A 20,310-nucleotide genomic window follows, 5' to 3' on the forward strand; every position below is an offset into this window, starting at 1 on the left:
ATTACCCCTTGACTGCGCCGGCCGTCAGCCCGCGCACGAAATACTTGCCTGCGACCACATAGACCAGCAGGGTCGGCAGCCCGGCGATCATCGCCGCGGCCATATCCACGTTGTATTCCTTGACCCCGGTACTGGTGTTGACCAGGTTGTTCAGCGCCACGGTAATGGGCTGTGAGTCACCACTGGAGAACACCACGCCGAACAGGAAGTCATTCCAGATCTGCGTGAATTGCCAGATCAGGCAGACCATGATGATCGGGGTCGACATCGGCAGAATGATCATGCGGAAAATCGTAAAGAAACCCGCGCCATCCAGACGCGCCGCCTTCACCAGCGCGTCGGGAATGCTGACGTAGTAATTGCGGAAAAACAGTGTAGTAAACGCCAGGCCGTAAACAATGTGCACAAACACCAAGCCGGTGGTGGTGCTGGCCAGACCCATTTTGCCGAGGGTGAACGAGGCTGGCAGCAACACGGTCTGGAACGGCAGGAAGCAGCCGAACAGCAGCAGGCCGAAGAACAACTGCGAACCGCGAAAACGCCACATCGACAACACGTAGCCGTTGAGCGCGCCGATGGCGGTGGAGACAAGTACCGCCGGGACGGTGATCTTGATCGAGTTCCAGAAGTAGCCGTCGACCGTGGCCCAGGCCTTGACCCAGCCAATGCCGGTGACCACGGCGGGCCAGCTCAGCAGGTTGCCGGTGCTGATGTCTTCCGGGGTTTTGAAGCTGGTCAACAACATGACCACCAGGGGGACCAGGTACAGCAGTACAGCGAAGATCAGCACCGCGTAGATCGCGATGCGGCTCAGGCTGATGGCGGATTTGCCGGCAAGACTAGTCATTACGCTTGGCCCTCAGCTCGGAATACAGGTAAGGCACGATGATGGCAAGAATCGCTCCGAGCATCAGAATCGCACTGGCCGAACCGACACCCATCTGACCGCGACTGAAGGTGAAGGAATACATGAACATCGCAGGCAAGTCGGACGAGTAACCCGGACCACCGGCCGTCATTGCCGCCACCAGGTCAAAACTCTTGATCGCAATGTGCGCCAGAATCATCACCGCACTGAAGAACACCGGACGCAGGCTTGGCAGCACCACTTTCCAGTAAATCCGCGGCAAACTCGCGCCATCGATCTGGGCGGCACGAATGATCGATTGATCGACCCCGCGCAGGCCGGCGAGGAACATCGCCATGATAAAACCCGAGGCTTGCCACACTGCCGCAATCACCAGGCAATACACCACGCGGTCGGGATCGATCAGCCAGTCCAGACGAAAGCCTTCCCAGCCCCAGTCCCGCAGCAGCTTGTCCAGGCCCATGCCCGGGTTCAGCAACCACTTCCAGGCGGTACCGGTGACGATCATCGAGAGCGCCATCGGGTACAGGTAAATAGTGCGGATGAAGCCTTCACGCCGGATGCGCTGATCGAGGAACACCGCCAGCGTCACGCCAATCACCAAGGTAATGGCGATGAACATGCCACCGAATACCGCCAGGTTTTTGCTGGCGACCCACCAGCGGTCGTTGTCGAACAGGCGTGCGTATTGCGCCAGGCCTACCCATTTGTAGGTCGGCAGGAAAGTCGAGTTGGTGAACGAAAGAACGAACGTCCACAGGATATAGCCGTAAAAGCCCACCAGGACGATGAACATGCTGGGCGCCAGCACCAGTTTGGGAAGCCAGCGCTGCAGTGCATCGAACGGCGAGGCTTTGCTGAAGGCAGCAACAGAACTCATGGGGAAATCCATAAAAAAGGAAAGAGCAGTTACCCGCTACAAGTTTCAAGCTGCAAGACAAGCAGGACAGTGCTCTGACTTGCAGCTTGCAGCTTGAAACCTGCCGCTACGGGTTACTTGGCAGACTTGACCGCTGCGCCGAGTTTCTTGGCCGTTTCAACCGGGTCGGCTTTCGGGTCGTTGATGTAGTTGGTCACCACATCAAAGAATGCGCCCTGCACCGCCAGCGTGGTTGCCATGTTGTGCGCCATGCTCGGCTGCAGGCCACCGCTTTTGGCATCAGCCAGGAAGTCCTTGGCCGCGGTCTGGGCGCAAGAATCGAAACCGTACTTGGCCATGTCGTTCAGCATGTCGATCCGCACCGGGATCGAGCCTTTGTTGATGCTGAAGACTTTCTGGAAGTCTTCCCCCAGGGTGACCTTGGCGATGTCCTGCTGACCCGCCGCCGTGCCCTTGTCTTTCTGCTTGAACACCGCCAGGGAGTCGATGTTGTAGGTAAAGGCTTTATCGGTACCCGGGAAAGGCACGCACTGATAATCCTTGCCCGCGACTTTCTTGGCCGCCGTCCACTCGCTCTTGGCCCAGTCACCCATGATCTGCATGCCGGCCTTGCCGTTGATGACCTTGCCCGCTTCCAGGTTCCAGTCCTGCCCCTTGCCGTCTGCGTCCATGTAGGTCGCGACTTTCTTCAGTTCGGTCAGCGCCTTGACCATTTCAGGACCGGTCAGGGTGGCGTTATCCAGCTCTACCAGTGCCTTTTTGTAGCCATCGACCCCCATGACCGAGAGCACCACGGCTTCGAACACAGTGCTGTCCTGCCAAGGCTGGCCACCGTGGGCGAGCGGAATGAAACCGGCAGCCTTGAGTTTGTCGCCCGCGGCATAGAATTCTTCGAGGGTGGCAGGGGCTTTTTCGATACCGGCTTTCTTGAACACTTCAGGGTTGATCCACAGCCAGTTGACCCGGTGGATGTTCACCGGCACGGCCACGTAATTGCCTTCGTATTTCACGGTATCGGAGACTTTCTTGTCGAGCAGGCTGTCCCACTTCTCTTCTTTGGCAACGTCCTTCAGGACTTCAGTGTCGAGCAAGCCCGTGGAGGCCCACTCCTGGATGTCGGGGCCTTTGATCTGAGCCATGCCTGGCGGGTTGCCGGCGACAGCACGGCTTTTCAGTACGGTCATGGCCGTGGCTCCGCCACCGCCGGCGACTGCGCCGTCTTTCCAGGTGAAGCCGTCTTTTTCGACCTGGGCCTTGAGGACATCAACGGCCGCTTTTTCACCGCCCGAGGTCCACCAGTGCACCACTTCGACCGTGCCTTTGGAATCGGCAGGTGCGTCGGCGGCATAGGTTGTCAGGGGAAATGCACAGGCGAGAGAGATGGAAACGGCGAGGCGACTGAGTGAATTCATGAGATGTCCTTTCTTGTTGTTATAGCTGGGCAAGTCTTTTGCTTGCGCTGCCGAAGAGTGTATCCATCACCGCCCAGGCTCGCGTAACGAAGAGACGCGCAAATGTCACGATCCGGTTACATAAAGATCAACCCGATCAGTCGGCATTTCGCGGCAGGTACAAAGTGACCCGCAGCCCGCCGACGCGCAGGTTCTGCAGACTGACTTCGCCCCCATGGCTATGGGCGATGCTGCGGGCAATACCGAGCCCCAGACCATAGCCCTGCTGCTGCCCGGCCAGACGAAAGTGCGGTTCAAATACTTGTTCCAGACGCTGCTCCGGTACGCCCGGGCCCTCATCGTCAACGGTCAGAACGAAGGCGCGCTCATTGTCATCAATGCGCAGGTGAGCATTTTTTCCGTATTTGAGGGCGTTATCTATCAGGTTGCCCATGCAGCGACGCAGGGCCAGGGGCTTGCCCGAGTAAGGCTTGAGGGCTCGCCCCTGTAACGTCACACGGCCATTTCCCTGGGGCAATAAATAAGGCTCTATCAGACAATCGAGTAACAGATTGAGGTCCACCTGCTCGATATTTTCGTGAATATCGGTGTCCTTCACACATTGCAGTGCACCTTTGACCAGCAGCTCGAGTTCATCCAGATCGCGGCCAAACTTGTGCTGCAGTTGCTCGTCTTCAAGCAACTCGACCCGCAGCCGCAGGCGGGTGATGGGGGTACGCAAATCATGGGAGATGGCACTGAACAACTGGCTGCGCTCCGTCAGATAACGGCTGATACGGGCGCGCATGGTATTAAAGGCCCGGCCGACTTCCACCACTTCGCTGCCGCCACCGATTTCCACCGGCTTGAGCTTGTCCTCCCCCAGCGACATATCCCGCGCCGCCCGGGCCAGACGCTTGAGCGGGCGACTTTGCCAGTGCACCAGCAGTCCGATAAACAACAGCAGGAAGATGCTGCTCAGGGCGATAAACCACAACTGCACGGCCGGCAGGCCTTCCTCCTCAAGGCTGGTATAGGGTTCGGGCAACAAGGAGGCGATGTACAGCCACTCGCCGGGGGCCATCTGAATTTGCGTCACCAGTACCGGCGGATTGACCGGCTCCAGGGTCAAGGCGAAATGCGCCCAGGAACGCGGCAACTCTTCGAGCCTCATGCCGGCATTGAAGATGCGCAAGTCCCGGGGGCTGACAAATTGCACGGTCATGTCGACATCAGCCCCCAGGGACTGGCGCAACACTTGATCCACCGCGCTGAGCACCGCCTTTTTGCGCTGGGTCGACTGCAGCACCGGCATCTCCAGCGGCTTGTCATTCAAGCTTACGAAGAACCGCGTACCGCCCATGCTGCGCATCTGGTCGAGCACCATGGGCCGGTAGGCCAGGGGTAGTGACCGCAAGTACGTCACCGTGGCATTCATCGAATACGCCAGGCTGCGGGCACTGGTGACCAGGCCTTCGAGCTGGGTGGTACGCAATTGCGAAAGCCAAATGGCGCTCGATAGCGTCTGCGCCAGCAAAATGGCAAGCAGGGTGAGTAACAGCATGCGCCCGAGCAATGAACGGGGGATACGGACTTGGGGCCGGAATTTAAAGGCCATGGACGGCGCTGACCTGGGCCGCCAGCTGATAACCGCTGCCGCGAACGGTGCGGATCAGCCGGGGAGGCTTGTCGGTGTCACGCAAGCGTTGACGCAAACGGCTGACAGCCATGTCGACGATGCGGTCCAGCGGCATCAGATCCCTGCCGCGGGTTGCGTTGCCGATGGTATCGCGATCGAGGATCTGTTGCGGGTTGTCCAGAAACAGCTTGAGCAAGGCGAAGTCTGCTCCCGACAAGATCACTTCTTCCCCGTCGGTATGAAACAGGCGATGGGTCACAGTGTTCAGGCGCCATTCGTCAAAAGCCATGACCTCGTTGCCGGCCGTCACATTGACGCTGGAAAACTGCGCCCGGCGCAGCAACGCCTTGATCCGCGCCTGAAGTTCACGGGGGCTGAAGGGCTTGCCCAGGTAATCGTCTGCGCCCAGCTCCAGGCCAATCACCCGGTCAGCCTCGTCGGAGCTGGCGGTGAGCATGATGATCGGGATTGTGGCAAAGCGCGGGTGTTGCCGCACCCAGCGGCACAGGCTGAAGCCATCTTCATCGGGCAACATCACATCAAGTATCAGCAGATCGCCGGGTGTGTCTTCCAGCGCCTGGCGAAAGCCGGCACCGTCACCCACGGTACGTACCTGAAAACCGGCGCGGGTGAGATAGATATCAAGCAGTTCACGAATGTCCTGGTCATCGTCGACCAGCAAAATTGATTTGCCGAGTGCGCTCACAGCGGTGTTCCTTATTGTTTTTTACCCCCCCTTGATGCAGGCGCGGGGTTGCTGACGACAGTATCGCTGCGGGTGTTCAGCCGAACGCTTGCTGCAACGCCACCCCCGCACCGATCAGGCCCGAGTAAGGGGCAGTGACCAGCCACACGGGAATGCCCCTGAGGTAGTCACTCATGCAGCCCTTGTCAGTGAAACTTTGGGCAAAGCCGCTGGCCAGAAAAATATCGGCAAAGCGCGGGATCACCCCGCCTACGATATACACCCCGCCTCGTCCGCCGACGGTCAGCACATTGTTGCCCGCCACTCGCCCCAACCAGCAACTGAACTGCTCCAGCACCTGCAATGCCAGCGGGTCTCCAGCCAGGGCCGCAGCGGTGATGGCATGGTCACTGTCCAGCACCGGGGTATGGCCATCTACCGCACAGATCGCCCGATAGACGCGGGGCAAGCCGCTGCCGCTCAAAACGGTTTCGGCACTGACATGCCCGATGTCGTTGTAGATGTGCTGCCACAGCTGCACTTCACGCGGGTTGCTCATGGGCAGATCAACGTGACCACCCTCCCCCGGCAACGCCATCCACTGCTCGCCCCCCAGGTTGAGCAGAGTCCCCACCCCAAGGCCGGTGCCCGGGCCAATCACCACTGCCGGCCGTGCCGGGTCAGGAGTGCCGGGGCAGACCTGACGCACATCTTCGGGTTGCAAGCGGGTCATGCCCAGCGCCATGGCGCTGAAATCATTGACCAGCAACAGATTGTCGACCTGCAACGCCTGGCAAAACGCCGAACGGCTCAGACGCCAATGGTTGTTGGTGAAGCGAAACTCATCACCGCTCACCGGCCCGGCCACGGACAAACACACCGAGCCGACCGCCCCCGGGGCCAGTTGCAGATCGTGCAGGTAAAGCCTGATGGCGTCTTCCGGGCAGACGAAGTCCACCGTGGCCAGTACGCGGACCGAATGCAGCTGGTCGTTTTCCCACAACGCAAAGCGTGCGTTGGTCCCCCCGATATCACCGACCAGCGCCAGTTTCATTTCAAGTTTTCCAGAGACGAGGTGAAGGTACTTGCGCCCTGCTCAGCCGAACTGAAGGCCTGACGCATAAACGCAAACAGCTCGCGCCCGGTACCCACGGCATTGCTCAAGGTGCCGATCGCCGGAGTGCGCGCTGCGAATTCTGCCTCATCCACCAGCAGTTGCAATGTGCCTTTGACCCCGTCGACCCGGATCATGTCGCCATCCTGAACCCGGGCCAGAGCGCCACCAATCGAGGCTTCGGGGCTGACATGAATCGCGGCCGGGATTTTGCCCGAGGCGCCCGACATCCGGCCGTCGGTAATCAGTGCCACCTTGAAGCCACGGTCCTGCAAAACGCCCAGAAACGGCGTCATTTTGTGCAGCTCGGGCATGCCGTTGGAGCGCGGGCCCTGGAAGCGCATCACCGCGACAAAATCATGTTCCAGCTCGCCGGCCGCAAACGCGTCGGCCAGCTCTTGCTGATCCTGGAAGACCCGGGCCGGGGCTTCGACAATTTGATGCTCGGGTGCCACCGCCGATACTTTCATCACGCCGCGCCCCAGATTGCCTTCCATCACCCGCAGCCCGCCCTCTGCCGAGAAGGCACGGGCCACAGGCCGCAAAATGGATTCATCCAGGCTTTCAATCGGGCCTTCACGCCAGACCAGATTGCCATCTACCAGGAACGGCTCGCGGGTGTAGCGGCTCAGCCCAAAACCGGCCACGGTATTGACGTTTTCGTGGAGCAAGCCGGCCTCGAGCAGTTCGCGAATCAGGAACGCCATACCGCCCGCGGCCTGGAAATGGTTGATATCGGCCTTGCCGTTCGGATACACGTGGGACAGGGTTGGCACCACCTCGGACAGGTCGGCCATGTCTTGCCAGGTCAGCTGGATACCCGCGGCCATGGCAATTGCCGGCATGTGCAGGGTGTGGTTGGTCGAGCCGCCCGTGGCGTGCAGCGCCACAATGGAGTTGACCAGCGAACGCTCGTCGACGATCTCGCCCAACGGCATGAAGTTGCCGTTTTGCTTGGTCAGACGGGTGATCTGGTGCGCGGCTTCCCGCGTCAGCGCATCACGCAATGGGGTGTAGGGGTTGACGAAGGAGGCGCCTGGCAGGTGCAGGCCCATGACTTCCATCAACAACTGATTGGTGTTGGCGGTGCCATAAAACGTGCAGGTGCCGGGGCTGTGGTAGGACTTCATTTCCGATTCCAGCAGCTCTTCGCGGCTGGCCTTGCCTTCGGCGTAACGCTGGCGCACGTCGGCTTTTTCTTTGTTGGAGATCCCCGACGGCATAGGCCCGCCCGGAACAAAGATGGTCGGCAGATGACCAAAGCGCAGCGCGCCCATCAGCAAGCCCGGAACGATCTTGTCGCAAATCCCCAGCATCATCGCCGCATCGAACATGTTGTGCGACAGCGCCACGGCCGTCGACAAGGCAATCACTTCACGGCTCAGCAGGCTCAGCTCCATCCCCGCCTCACCTTGGGTCACACCATCGCACATGGCCGGGGTACCGCCGGCAAACTGGCCGACCGAGCCCATTTCACGCAGTGCCTGCTTGATTTGCTCCGGAAAATGCTCGTAAGGCTGATGCGCCGACAGCATGTCGTTATATGACGAAACAATTGCGACGTTGGCCGCGTTCATCAGCTTCAGGTTGTTTTTATCATCCGCCCCGCACCCGGCTACGCCATGGGCAAAGTTGGCACATTGCAGCTTGCCGCGTTGCGGACCGTCACTGGCGGCCCCGCGAATAAGCGCCAGATACGCCTCGCGGGTAGCTCGACTGCGGGCAATAAGACGCTCGGTGACTTCAAGAACGCGGGGATGCATGTGTTGAACTCCAGGCTAACGGATGTGGCGACCGGGACGTGTCCTATGCTGACCGAAGGGCGCAGACACGCGACTTCAATCATTCGGACCCGTTGATTCAGGTCACTCGTTGTAGATAAAACAAAATATTGCCACTTAAATGGCTTGTTTTCTATTTTTATGCGAATAATCTTGTAATTCCAACAACAAATCGATGGCGGACGCTTTCCATGACTCTACGAATCGCAATCAATGGCTTTGGCCGAATCGGCCGCAACGTCCTGCGTGCACTGTATACCCAAGGCTACCGTCAGGACCTGCAGATCGTCGCCATCAACGATCTGGGCGACAGCTCGATCAATGCTCACCTGCTCAAGTTCGACACGGTTCATGGCACTTTCGACGCAACGGTCGAGCATGATCAGGAAAGCCTGACCGTCAATGGCGACCGCATCGCCGTCACTGCCATTCGCAATCCCGCTGAACTGCCTTGGGCCGCCCTGAAGATCGACGTGGTGTTTGAATGTACCGGCCTGTTCACCGAACGCAGCAAAGCCGAGGCACATATTAGCGCCGGCGCCCGCAAAGTGATCATCTCCGCCCCGGGTAAAAATGCTGACGCGACGGTGGTCTACGGGGTAAACCACGACATCCTGCGTCAATCGCACCAGATTATTTCCAATGCCTCATGCACCACCAACTGCCTGGCACCGGTAGCGCAAATTCTGCATCGCGAATTCGGCATTGAAAACGGCCTGATGACCACCATTCACGCCTACACCAACGATCAGAACCTGACCGACGTTTACCACTCCGACCCTTACCGCGCGCGCTCGGCCACCCAAAACATGATCCCGAGCAAAACCGGCGCCGCCGAAGCCGTGGGTCTGGTGCTGCCTGAACTGGCCGGCAAGCTGACCGGCATGGCCGTACGGGTTCCGGTGATCAACGTGTCACTGGTGGACCTGACCGTTGAGCTCAAGCGTGAAGTCAGCGCGGCCGAAGTCAATGCTCTGTTCAAAGAGGCCAGCCAACACTCCAAAGTCCTGGGGTACAACACCTTGCCGCTGGTTTCGAGCGACTTTAACCACAATCCGCTGTCGTCGATCTTCGATGCCAATCACACCAAAGTCAGCGGCAAAATGTTGAAAGTGCTGGCCTGGTATGACAACGAATGGGCGTTCTCCAACCGCATGCTCGATAACTGCCTGGCGCTGTGTAACGCGGAGTAACGCGATGATCGGAATCAGCTTCACCTCGGCCCCCCTGGCGGCGCGCAAGCGTATCGCCCTGGTGGCTCACGATCACTGCAAGGGTTTCTTGCTGGACTGGGCCGAGCGGCACAAAACAGTGCTCAGCCAGCACGAGCTGTGCGCCACTGGCACCACGGGTTTGCTGTTAAGCCAACGCCTGGGCTTGCCGATCGAAAGCATGATCAGCGGCCCATTGGGTGGCGACCAGCAGGTCGGCGCGCGGATCGCCGAGCAACGGGTCGATATGCTGGTGTTTTTCTGGGACCCCTTCGAGCCCCAGCCCCACGATCCGGATATCAAGGCACTGCTGCGGGTAGCCGCGGTGTGGAATATTCCGGTGGCATGCAATGAGTGCAGCGCCGATTACTTGATCAGCAGCCCATTGATGAGCCAGCCCCACGAGCATCGCATCCCCGATTACAGCGCCTATCTCAAGGGGCGCGTGTAAGGCACCAGCACCTCATCCACACTGTGGGGGCTGGCAAGCCAGCTCCCGCAGATGGAAAAGGCCTCACAGATTCTCCCCCGCACAAAACAGCACTTGACCAAAGGCATGGATGATAAGCATTATCATTCGCTCAAAATCGGTCGGGTAACACAGTGAGTCAGTCCCGCTTCAATCAAGTCTTCCTTGCCCAACGGGTAACCCTGCTGCGTACGCTGGAGCGAATGGTCAATAACCACAGCACCGCAGAGGATCTGTTGCAGGAGACCTATCTGCGCGTGACCCGGGCCTTGAGCGAACGAGCGGTCGAGCATCTTGAGCCATTTGTGTTCCAGACGGCGCGCAACCTGGCCCTTGATCATCTGCGGGCACGGCGCATCCAGTCCCGGACAGTGGTTGAAGATGTACCGATTGAAGTCATCGAGGGCGTTGCCTCTCCCCTCAGCACCCCCGAAGAAGCCCATCAAGCCGCACAATTACTGGAGCGTTTGAGTGTGAGCCTGAGCCAGTTAAGCGCACGCCAGCAGCGAATTTTCATCCTCAGCCGCCTGCATGGCTGCAGTTATCAAGAGATCGCCGAAGAGCTCGACGTCTCATTGAGTACCGTCCAAAAGGAACTCAAATTGATCATGGCAATCTGCATCGGGGTAGCCGACAGGCTGAGTCGGCCTTAATCTTCACCCTCGAAGCCTGCAAAAATGTCCTGAGACTGCCAAGGAACATCTGTGACAGACACTCACAAATCCGCTCAAGAGGTGCTGCAAGACAGCGCCATGGATCAGGCACTGGACTGGCTGATTACCCTTGAGTGCGCAAACGATGCGCAAAAATCAGCCTTCAATGACTGGCTGAATGCCGACCCGGCCCATGCCCGGGCCTATGCCAAAGCCAACGCCGTGTGGAACGGGCAGCCGTTGCTGGCCGCGGCCCACACCCTGCAAACCCGCCGTGCTCCCGGGGTGATGCGCCGCGTCAGCCGCTACTGGAAACACGCGGCAGCCGCTGCCGTGCTGGTGATCACCGTGGGTGGCTACAGCAACGTGCCCTTACGTCTGCAAGCCGATCACCTGACCATGGTCGGCGAACGCCAGCGCCTGCAGCTCGAAGACGGCTCGAAGGTGCTGCTCAACACCAACTCGGCGTTTTCCAGCAAGCTGGTCAATGCCCAGGGCAATGCTCGCCTGTATCAAGGCGAGGCATTTTTTGAGGTCCCGGCCAATCTGGAATTGCCGATGCTGCTTGACGCCGGTCCGGTACGCGCCAGCGTGCGCGATTCCGCCTTCGCCGTGAGCTACCTCAATGGCGAAGCCCATGTGCGGGTACAGCGTGGCGATGTTGAACTGCGGGTAAAAAGTGTCGGCACACAAATGCGCTTGTCTGCCGGCAATAGCGTGAGCATCGGCCCCAACGGATTCGGCCAGCCCGTCAAGCTCAACCCGCAGACTGACCTCGCCTGGGTTCAGGGTCGTCTGGTATTTGAAAACTGCCCGATGGGCAAAGTGCTGGACGAAGTCCGGCGCTATTACCCCGGCTGGATCATGAGCAACAACGACAAACTGGCGAACGTGGCGGTGACCGGTAATTACCGGCTGGATCAGCCCCTGGACATTGTCCGCTCCCTGGCCCACATCACCTCGAGCAGCCTTTCGGAATACCCGGCGCTGGTGATCCTGAATTAACCAGCCCGATTAATTAAATATTTTTTTACTCGATAGCCAGGGGCCATACGTCTCGTTGTAGTCAATGCAACTGATTCGCATTTTGAATCATGTTCGCAACTATAAGATTCGTTCACCACGGAGCGCTATCAATGCCCACTCGTTTCAACCGCCGGTCCTCCTCCAACGCCCGTTCGGGCGGCTTGCAGCAATGCACGTTGTCGTTGTTGACCGTCGCCATGTTCCTGGCCGGTGTGCAAGCAGCCCCGGCCATGGCCGCGACCGATGAGCCAGCAGCCACCCGCTCCGTGGGCAATTACAAGTTTGCAATCTCCCAGCAGCCATTGGTGTCGGCGCTCAACGCTTTTACCAGCGTGACCGGCTGGCAGGTCGGCTTGCCGGCCGAGCTGGGACAGGATGTTTCCTCACCGGGGGTACGTGGCTCCCTGTCCCCGGAGAAAGCGCTGGATCGCCTGCTGATCGGTACTAACCTGGGCTACCGCAAGCTGAGCAACAACAACATCGTGCTCGAAAAGCGCAGCAACAGCAGCGGCACCCTGGCCCTGCAACAGGTGACCATCAGCGCCACCCGTCAGGAACAGGACGTGAACTCGGTCCCCAGCACTATTTCCGTGCATGACCGCCAGGAACTCGACCGCCAGAACGTCAACACCATCAAGGAACTGGTGCGTTATGAACCCGGTGTTTCGGTGGGCGGCACCGGCCAGCGTGGCGGGGTCAGCGGCTATAACATTCGCGGTATTGACGGTGACCGGATCCTGACCCAGGTCGACGGCGTCGAAATTCCGGACTCGTTCTTCAACGGCCCCTACGCCAAGACCCAGCGCAACTATGTCGACCCCGAAATCGTAAAACGGGTTGAAATCCTCCGTGGCCCGGCGTCGGTTCTTTACGGCAGCAATGCCATTGGTGGCGCAGTCAGCTATTTCACCCTCGACCCGGATGACATCATCAAACCGGGCCAGGATGTCGGGGCACGTCTGAAAACCGGTTATAGCTCCGCCGATCGCAGCTGGCTGAAATCCGGCACCGTGGCCGGCCGTGCAGGTGACTTTGACGGCTTGCTGCACCTGAGCCAGCGCGATGGCCACGAAACCGAATCCTATGGCAATCATGGCGGCACCGGCCTGAGCCGCACGGCCGCCAACCCCGAAGACGTGAAAACCACCAACGTGCTGGCCAAGGCAGGCTGGAACTACAACGATGACGATCGCCTGGCCTTCACCTACGAAAAATTCAAGAACCGGATCGACGCCAATGAAAAAAGCGCAGTCGGCGGCCCCTTCAACCAGGGCCAGCCACTGGGCATGTATCGCTCGCGCACCGGTACCGACACCGTCAGCCGCGAGCGTTTCGGGCTCGAAAACAGCATGGTTGTTGATAGCGTCGTGGCCGACAACCTCAAGCTGAGCCTGAACTACCAGACCGCCAAGACCGACCAGAACACCCTGGAAGACTACTTCCCCTTCACCCGCAATGTGCTGCGCTCGCGCAATACCACCTACGAAGAGAAACAGTGGGTGCTGGACGCCCAGGCAGATAAAGCCTTTCAGATCGCTGACACCGATCATTTGCTGACCTACGGTGCCACCGTCAAAAACCAGAAAGTCACCGGCTCGCGCAGCGGTTCGGGAGTATGTCTGGCCGTCGGCAGAGGTTGCTCGGCTGTGGGCGCCAACAGCCCAAGCGACTATCTGGTCAAATCCAGCGATTTCCCGGACCCGACCATCAACACCTACAGCCTGTTCGCCCAGGACGAAATCAGCTGGAACGACTGGACCCTCATGCCGGGGCTGCGCTACGACTACACCAAACTCACGCCACACATCACTCAGGAGTTCCTCAATACGGTGGCCGCCGCTGACAAGAGCAGTGTCAGTGACAAGGAGAAAGTCTGGCATCGCCTGTCGCCCAAGTTCGGCCTGACCTACGCCCTGAGCGAGGAGTACACCTGGTACGGCCAGTACGCCGAAGGTTTCCGTACACCTAGCGCCAAAGCACTGTATGGCCGGTTTACCAATCTGGGGGAAGGCTATTCGGTTGAGCCCAATCCGGATCTGGAGCCGGAAAAAAGCAAAAGCTTCGAAACCGGGCTGCGCGGTACTTTCGATGCCGGTTCATTCGATGTTGCCGTGTTCTATAACAAGTACCGCGACTTCATCAATGAAGATGCGATCACCCCCGGCTACGACGAGCTGACGTTCCAGAGCAACAACATCAAACACGCCACCATCAAGGGTGCCGAAATCAAAGGCCGCTTGAATCTGGATGCGTTCGGTGCACCCCATGGCCTGTACAACATCGGCTCGGTGGCTTATGCCCACGGCAGAAACGACGACACCGGCGAGCCGATCAACAGCGTCAACCCGCTTAAAGCAGTGCTCGGCCTTGGCTACGAGCAAGAGAACTACGGTGCTCTGGTGAGCTGGACCCTGGTTAAACGCAAGGACCAGGTCGACGACAGCAACTTCTTCTCGCCCGACGGCACCAGCACCCAGTTCAAGTCCCCGGGGTACGGTGTGATCGATCTGTCCGGCTTCTACAAGGTCACCCGGGACGTCACCGTCAACGCTGGCCTGTACAACCTGACCGACAAGAAATACTGGAACTGGGATGATGTTCGCGGCTACGACAGCGTAGGTGAAGCCGGGGTCATCAACCCCGCCAACATGGACCGCCTGACGGCCCCGGGCCGCAATTTCGCTATCAATCTGGTGTGGGATATCTGATCCCGAGCCCCATTGCGCAGTCCATTCAGGCTGCGCAGTGAGGATTTTTTACTGTGACGCGTCTTCTGGTTCGTCTAGTTACAAAGCGCATCTCATTCTCAAGGACATTTGCATGAATACTCCAGATTCCGCACAGCGCCCGACCCTGCGCTCGCAACGCCTGAACCAGATCACCAACGAGCCGCACCAAAAGCTCGACGCCCTGGTCAAGGCACATTCGCCCTTTGCAACCGTGCCTAACTTTGCCCGTTTTGTTGTGGCCCAATACCTGTTTCAGTCAGAACTCAAAGCCCTGTACACCGACCCGGCCCTGAAAGAAATCGTTCCGGATCTGCCAGAGCGTTGCCGTGCCGAGCAAGCCAGGGCCGATCTGGCCGACCTCGACACTGCAGTCCCTGCACCTGTTGCCGGCGCAGTGACCGCACCGAGCAAAGCCGAAGCCCTGGGCTGGATTTTTGTATCCGAAGGTTCCAAGCTCGGTGCCGCGTTCCTGATCAAGCGTGCTGTTGGCCTGGGCCTGAGCGACACGTTCGGCGCTCGCCATCTGGGTGAGCCTGCAGGCGGCCGCGCCGAAGGCTGGAAGAGCTTCATCAGAACCCTCGACGGCCTGGATCTCAGCACCGAAGAAGAAGCTGAGCTGGACAAGGGTGCAGTGGCCGCCTTCGAACGCTTCACCGTATTACTGGAACACGCTTACGCTGCTGAACCGGAACTGGCTTAAGCTTGACCTGCCCGGCCGGCACTCGCTGGCCGGGCGTCCTTTCATGCGTCTTGAGCTTATGACCCGCCAAACTCAATCCTCGTCGAAAATAGCTCGCGTGCTGTTTGGCCTGCTGGCCTACGTGAGCCTGGGCATTGGCCTGATCGCAATAGTGATTCCGGGCCTGCCGACCACTGAATTCATTCTGCTTGCGGCCTGGGCCGCGACCAAAAGCTCACCACGCCTGAGTGCCTGGCTCGAGAACCATCGTTTGTTTGGCCCGATTCTGAGCAACTGGCGCAACGGCAAAATCATCCAGCGCAAAGCCAAAGTCAGCGCCACGGTCAGCATGCTGCTCTGTGCCGGGCTGATGCTGTATGTGCTGGATCACGACTGGCCCGTATTCCTCGCCATTGCCGGCATGAGCATGGGCAACCTGTGGATCTGGTCCCGGCCAGAGCGCCTGCCCAAGGCAGCTACCGCCCCGCAGAACCACTGACCCGCAACCCTGCTGCGGGCGCAGGCACAGGGTTATGGGTTGATCGCATTACAGGGTCAGCAAGCCGCTATAAAGCCCGTACGCCGCCGAGAGTGCCGCGCACAATACCGCAGCAAAAATCAGTTTCTCCCAGTGCTTGAATAGCGGCTCACCCTGCTCCCGCTTGGCCTTGGCAAAAAACAACACCCCAGGGGCATACAGCAAAGCCGAGAGCAGCAGGTATTTGGGGCCCGCCGCATACAGCAGCCACATGGCATAAATCAAAGCGACCGCGGCCACGAGCAGGTCCTTGACCCGCCGCCTGCTCGCCAGCGAGTAGGTCTCCCCTCGTATGCACAACAACACCGAATAGGCGGCCGACCACAGGTAGGGCACCAGAATCATCGAAGACGCCAGATAGATCAGACTGGTGTAGGTGCCCGACGACACCAGGGTGATGATCAGGAAAATCTGAATCATCGAGTTGGTCAGCCACAAGGCGTTAACCGGTACATGATTGGCGTTTTCCTTTTTCAGGAACGCCGGCATCATTTTGTCCTTTGATGTGGCAAACAGGATTTCGGCGCACAGCAGCGCCCATGACAACAACGCCCCCAACAGCGAAATGGCCAGCCCGATGCTGATCAGGATCGCCCCCCAGTCCCCTACCAGATACTGCAGCACACCGGCCATCGACGGGTTCTGCAGACTGGCCAGCTCCGGCTGGGTCATGACCCCGAGCGACAGCACATTCACCAGCATCAGCAACGCCAGCACCCCGAGAAAACCGATCACCGTGGCCTTGCCCACATCCGAGCGTTTTTCGGCCCTGCCCGAGTACACACTGGCGCCTTCGATACCGATAAACACAAACACGGTGACCAGCATCATGTTGCGCACCTGGTCCATCACGCTGCCCAGATCTGGCGCACCGCTGCCCCACAGATCCCGGGTAAAAATGTCCGCCTTGAAGGCTACCGCTGCAATCACGATAAACATCACGATCGGGACAATTTTCGCCACCGTGGTCAACTGGTTGATGAACGCTGCTTCCTTGATTCCGCGCAATACCAGAAAGTGCACGCCCCACAGCAACAAGGAGGCACAGCCGATGGCTACCGGTGTGTTGCCCTGGCCAAACATCGGGAAGAAATAGCCCAGAGTGCTGAACAGCAGCACGAAGTAGCCGACGTTGCCCAGCCAGGCACTGATCCAGTAGCCCCAGGCCGATGAGAACCCCATGTAGTCACCAAAGCCGGCCCTGGCATAGGCGTATACACCTGAGTCCAGTTCTGGCTTGCGATTGGCGAGTGTCTGGAAGACAAAGGCCAGCGCCAGCATGCCCACTGCCGTGATCCCCCAGCCGATCAACACGGCACCGCCAGCAGCATGTGCGGCAATATTTTGTGGCAAAGAAAAAATACCGCCGCCAATCATTGAGCCGACCACCAACGCAATCAGGGCGTTGAGTCGAAGCTTGTGTGCCTGCTGTGACATTGCCACCTCTTTTTCAGTTAATTATTAATGGGCATCCGGTCACAACCGCTGGCTGGCTAAATATAACTGCACCCTGAACGTTCATTAAGGTTAAGCCATAAGTAAGCTTTTTTTAATAACAACCTTTTCTATTGAAACCTAAAAGACAACTCATATGTAAATGACATTTTAATTTTTAGACCGGCAGATGAAACCTCGCAATCACATTTGCAAATCTGAAAATACTGTCTAGCTTCAATCCCCACGCAAATGCAGTAAAGCTGCAGCGTCAACCGAGAGTATCCCTGTCTAGAACACGCTTTCCAGAGCGCGTCAAAATAAGCCGTAATGGCGACTTCTCTTCACTACTAACAATGGAATGTAGTAATGCCCTGATCTAAGTCAACTGGCTCAAAAAACCAACGGACTAACCTTTAGGCCTCACTTCTCCTAGATTGGAGTCACTACAAATGTCTGATACTCCTGGAAAACTTCGACTGGGTGCATTGGTTGCGCTGGTAGTCGGCTCAATGATTGGCGGCGGTATTTTTTCACTGCCCCAAAACATGGCTGCAAGTGCCGATGTAGGCGCTGTTCTTATCGGGTGGGCAATCACTGCGGTAGGCATGCTGACCCTGGCTTTCGTCTTCCAGACCCTGGCTAATCGCAAACCGGATATCGACGGCGGCGTTTACGCCTATGCCAAGGCCGGCTTTGGCGATTACATGGGTTTCTCATCGGCCTGGGGCTACTGGATCAGTGCCTAGCTGGGCAACGTCGGCTACTTCGTGCTGCTGTTCAGCACCCTGGGCTACTTCTTCCCGATCTTCGGCGAAGGCAATACCCCGGCAGCCATCATTGCGGCCTCGATTTTGCTCTGGGCCGTGCACTTTCTGGTGTTGCGCGGGATCAAGGAAGCAGCGTTCATCAACCTGGTAACCACCGTTGCCAAGGTGGTGCCGCTGGTACTGTTTATCCTGATTGCCCTGTTCGCGTTCAAACTGGACATCTTCACCAGTGACATCTGGGGCCTGAAAAACCCGAGTCTGGGCAGTGTGATGGATCAGGTGCGCAACATGATGCTGGTCACCGTCTGGGTGTTCATCGGTATCGAAGGGGCGAGCATCTTCTCCTCCCGCGCCGAAAAACGCTCTGACGTGGGTAAAGCCACCGTGATCGGCTTCATCACCGTATTGCTGTTGCTGGTACTGGTGAACGTATTGTCGCTGGGCATCATGACTCAACCGGAACTGGCAAAACTGCAGAACCCGTCGATGGCTGCCGTGCTTGAGCACGTAGTGGGCCACTGGGGAGCGGTACTGATCAGTGTCGGCTTGATCATCTCGCTGCTGGGTGCCCTGTTGTCCTGGGTGCTGCTGTGTGCCGAAATCATGTTCTCGGCGGCCAAGGACCACACCATGCCGGCCTTCCTGAAAAAGGAAAACGCCAACCATGTACCGGTCAATGCCCTCTGGCTGACCAACGCCATGGTGCAGTTGTTCCTGGTGATCACCCTGTTCTCGGCCAGTACCTACCTGTCGCTGATCTACCTGGCCACCTCGATGATTCTGGTGCCCTACCTCTGGTCCGCAGCCTACGGTTTCCTGCTGGCAGTGCGCGGCGAGACCTACGAAAACGCCCTGAGAGAACGCAAGAAAGACCTGATCATCGGCGGTATCGCCCTGATCTATGCCATCTGGCTGATCTATGCCGGCGGCCTTAAATACCTGCTGCTCTCGGCCCTGCTGTATGCACCTGGCGTCATTCTGTTCGCCAAGGCCAAACATGAGAGTGGCCAACCCGTCTTCACCAATATCGAGAAAGTGATTTTTGCCGCAGTAGTGATTGGCGCCCTGGTGGCGGCCTATGGACTCTACGACGGCTTCCTGACCCTGTAAAACCCTGTTTATGCACTTTGGAGGATGACTGTAATGACCACGGAAAAAGTGAAGTACGGCGTACATTCCGAAGCCGGAAAGCTGCATAAGGTTATGGTTTGCTCCCCGGGCCTGGCTCACCAGCGCCTGACCCCGAGCAACTGCGATGAACTGCTGTTTGATGACGTGCTGTGGGTCAACCAGGCTAAACGCGACCACTTCGATTTTGTGACCAAGATGCGTGACCGCGGCATCGATGTGCTGGAAATGCACAACCTGCTGACCGACATCGTGGCCATGCCGGAAGCGCTGGACTGGATTCTGGATCACAAGGTCACACCCGATCAGGTTGGCATCGGCCTGGTCAGTGAAGTCAAAGCCTGGATCAAAAGCCTCGAACCACGCCAGGTTGCCGAGTACTTGATCGGCGGCGTGTCTGCCGACGATCTGCCGGACAGCTTTGGTGGCAAGACCATCCAGATGTTCCGCGATTTCCTGGGTCACACCAGCTTTATCCTGCCGCCGCTGCCCAACACCCAGTTCACCCGTGACACCACCTGCTGGATCTACGGCGGCGTGACGCTGAACCCGATGTACTGGCCGGCCCGTCGTCAGGAAACCCTGCTGACCACGGCGATCTACAAGTTCCACCCTGAGTTCACCAACGCTGACTTCCAGATCTGGTACGGCGACCCGACCATCGACCACGGCAACGCCAGCCTCGAAGGCGGCGACGTTATGCCTATCGGTAAAGGCGTGGTCCTGATCGGTATGGGTGAACGCACCTCACGCCAGGCCATCGGCCAGCTGGCGCAGAACCTGTTCAAGAACAAAGCAGTGGAGCGGGTCATCGTCGCGGGCCTGCCCAAGTCCCGCGCCGCAATGCACCTGGACACGGTATTCAGCTTCTGCGACCGCGATCTGGTGACGATCTTCCCTGAAGTGGTCAACCAGATTGTTGCTTTCTCGCTGTATCCGGACGAAAGCAAAGCCGGCGGCGTAGACGTGCGCCGTGAAGAAGCCAGCTTCCTCCAAGTGGTAGCCAAGGCCCTTGGCCTCAAGGCTCTGCGTGTGGTCGAAACCGGGGGCAACTCCTTTGCCGCCGAACGCGAACAGTGGGATGACGGCAACAACGTGGTGGCCCTGGAGCCTGGTGTGGTGATCGGTTATGACCGCAACACCTACACCAACACCCTGCTGCGCAAAGCCGGAGTCGAAGTAATCACCATCAGCGCCTCCGAGCTGGGTCGCGGCCGTGGCGGCGGCCACTGCATGACCTGCCCGATCATCCGCGACCCGATTGACTATTAATTCATTCATTAGATTGCTTGCGCCCCGCCCCATAAGGGACGGC

Annotated in this window: 16 protein-coding genes and 1 pseudogene; 9 read left to right on the plus strand and 8 right to left on the minus strand. The window is 58.6% G+C overall.

Annotation, left to right across the window (positions count from 1 at the left end):
- Position 1: 1 nt before the first annotated feature.
- The 7 genes from JQ845_RS01435 to edd all read right to left on the minus strand — a co-directional run bounded on the left by JQ845_RS01435 (position 2) and on the right by edd (position 8,340).
- Positions 2 to 847: a carbohydrate ABC transporter permease gene (locus JQ845_RS01435; RefSeq protein WP_003440706.1), complete on the minus strand. Its 846-nt coding sequence runs from the start codon at positions 845 to 847 to the stop codon at positions 2 to 4.
- Positions 840 to 1,748 carry a carbohydrate ABC transporter permease gene (locus JQ845_RS01440; RefSeq protein ID WP_003440704.1) on the minus strand — a complete coding sequence of 303 codons (909 nt, stop codon included), beginning with the start codon at positions 1,746 to 1,748 and terminating at the stop codon, positions 840 to 842. Before JQ845_RS01440 ends, JQ845_RS01435 begins: the two co-directional genes overlap by 8 nt.
- Positions 1,749 to 1,861: 113 nt before the next feature.
- The gene (locus JQ845_RS01445) at positions 1,862 to 3,160 is read right to left on the minus strand and encodes an ABC transporter substrate-binding protein (RefSeq protein WP_003440702.1); all 1,299 of its coding nucleotides are present in this window, start codon (positions 3,158 to 3,160) and stop codon (positions 1,862 to 1,864) included.
- 136 nt (positions 3,161 to 3,296) lie between these two features.
- The gene (locus JQ845_RS01450; protein WP_010655926.1) at positions 3,297 to 4,757 is read right to left on the minus strand and encodes an ATP-binding protein; all 1,461 of its coding nucleotides are present in this window, start codon (positions 4,755 to 4,757) and stop codon (positions 3,297 to 3,299) included.
- A complete protein-coding gene (locus JQ845_RS01455) occupies positions 4,747 to 5,484 on the minus strand; it encodes a response regulator (protein WP_003440699.1) in 738 nt (245 codons plus the stop codon). Before JQ845_RS01455 ends, JQ845_RS01450 begins: the two co-directional genes overlap by 11 nt.
- Positions 5,485 to 5,560: 76 nt before the next feature.
- Positions 5,561 to 6,517 (minus strand): glucokinase, encoded by a 957-nt coding sequence (locus JQ845_RS01460; protein WP_003440697.1) that lies wholly within the window; start codon positions 6,515 to 6,517, stop codon positions 5,561 to 5,563.
- A complete protein-coding gene (gene edd, locus JQ845_RS01465; RefSeq protein ID WP_003440689.1) occupies positions 6,514 to 8,340 on the minus strand; it encodes a phosphogluconate dehydratase in 1,827 nt (608 codons plus the stop codon). Before edd ends, JQ845_RS01460 begins: the two co-directional genes overlap by 4 nt.
- Before the next feature lie 209 nt (positions 8,341 to 8,549).
- Here edd and gap point away from each other — a divergent pair, with 209 nt between their 5' ends.
- The 7 genes from gap (at position 8,550) to JQ845_RS01500 (ending at position 15,624) form a co-directional block, all read left to right on the plus strand.
- The gene (gap, locus tag JQ845_RS01470) at positions 8,550 to 9,551 is read left to right on the plus strand and encodes a type I glyceraldehyde-3-phosphate dehydrogenase (protein ID WP_003440686.1); all 1,002 of its coding nucleotides are present in this window, start codon (positions 8,550 to 8,552) and stop codon (positions 9,549 to 9,551) included.
- A gap of 4 nt (positions 9,552 to 9,555) precedes the next feature.
- Positions 9,556 to 10,020, plus strand: a complete 465-nt coding sequence (locus JQ845_RS01475; RefSeq protein ID WP_003440683.1) for a methylglyoxal synthase — start codon at positions 9,556 to 9,558, stop codon at positions 10,018 to 10,020.
- Between the two features lie 152 nt (positions 10,021 to 10,172).
- Positions 10,173 to 10,691, plus strand: a complete 519-nt coding sequence (locus JQ845_RS01480; protein WP_003440680.1) for an RNA polymerase sigma factor — start codon at positions 10,173 to 10,175, stop codon at positions 10,689 to 10,691.
- A gap of 99 nt (positions 10,692 to 10,790) precedes the next feature.
- The gene (locus tag JQ845_RS01485) at positions 10,791 to 11,696 is read left to right on the plus strand and encodes a FecR family protein (RefSeq protein ID WP_236010178.1); all 906 of its coding nucleotides are present in this window, start codon (positions 10,791 to 10,793) and stop codon (positions 11,694 to 11,696) included.
- 131 nt (positions 11,697 to 11,827) lie between these two features.
- Entirely contained in the window at positions 11,828 to 14,425 is a 2,598-nt protein-coding gene (locus JQ845_RS01490; protein ID WP_203008026.1) for a TonB-dependent receptor, read from the plus strand.
- A gap of 112 nt (positions 14,426 to 14,537) precedes the next feature.
- Positions 14,538 to 15,146, plus strand: coding sequence for a biliverdin-producing heme oxygenase (locus JQ845_RS01495; protein ID WP_003440671.1), 609 nt, complete (start codon positions 14,538 to 14,540; stop codon positions 15,144 to 15,146).
- Positions 15,147 to 15,204: 58 nt separating this feature from the next.
- A complete protein-coding gene (locus tag JQ845_RS01500; RefSeq protein WP_051060445.1) occupies positions 15,205 to 15,624 on the plus strand; it encodes a YbaN family protein in 420 nt (139 codons plus the stop codon).
- 48 nt (positions 15,625 to 15,672) lie between these two features.
- On the opposite strand, the gene arcD (JQ845_RS01505) is transcribed toward JQ845_RS01500, so the two are convergent.
- A complete protein-coding gene (arcD, locus tag JQ845_RS01505; RefSeq protein WP_003440663.1) occupies positions 15,673 to 17,100 on the minus strand; it encodes an arginine-ornithine antiporter in 1,428 nt (475 codons plus the stop codon).
- A 449-nt stretch (positions 17,101 to 17,549) separates the two neighbouring features.
- Here arcD (JQ845_RS01505) and arcD (JQ845_RS01510) point away from each other — a divergent pair.
- Together arcD (JQ845_RS01510) and arcA are read left to right on the plus strand one after the other, a co-directional pair.
- Positions 17,550 to 18,977, plus strand: a pseudogene (arcD, locus tag JQ845_RS01510) (arginine-ornithine antiporter).
- Positions 18,978 to 19,010: 33 nt separating this feature from the next.
- Complete coding sequence (gene arcA, locus JQ845_RS01515) at positions 19,011 to 20,267, plus strand: arginine deiminase (protein ID WP_003440658.1); 1,257 nt, start codon at positions 19,011 to 19,013, stop codon at positions 20,265 to 20,267.
- The last annotated feature ends 43 nt before the right edge of the window (positions 20,268 to 20,310 follow it).

Origin of the sequence: Pseudomonas paraversuta (genome assembly GCF_904063065.1) — a bacterium.
Lineage (GTDB): Bacteria > Pseudomonadota > Gammaproteobacteria > Pseudomonadales > Pseudomonadaceae > Aquipseudomonas > Aquipseudomonas paraversuta.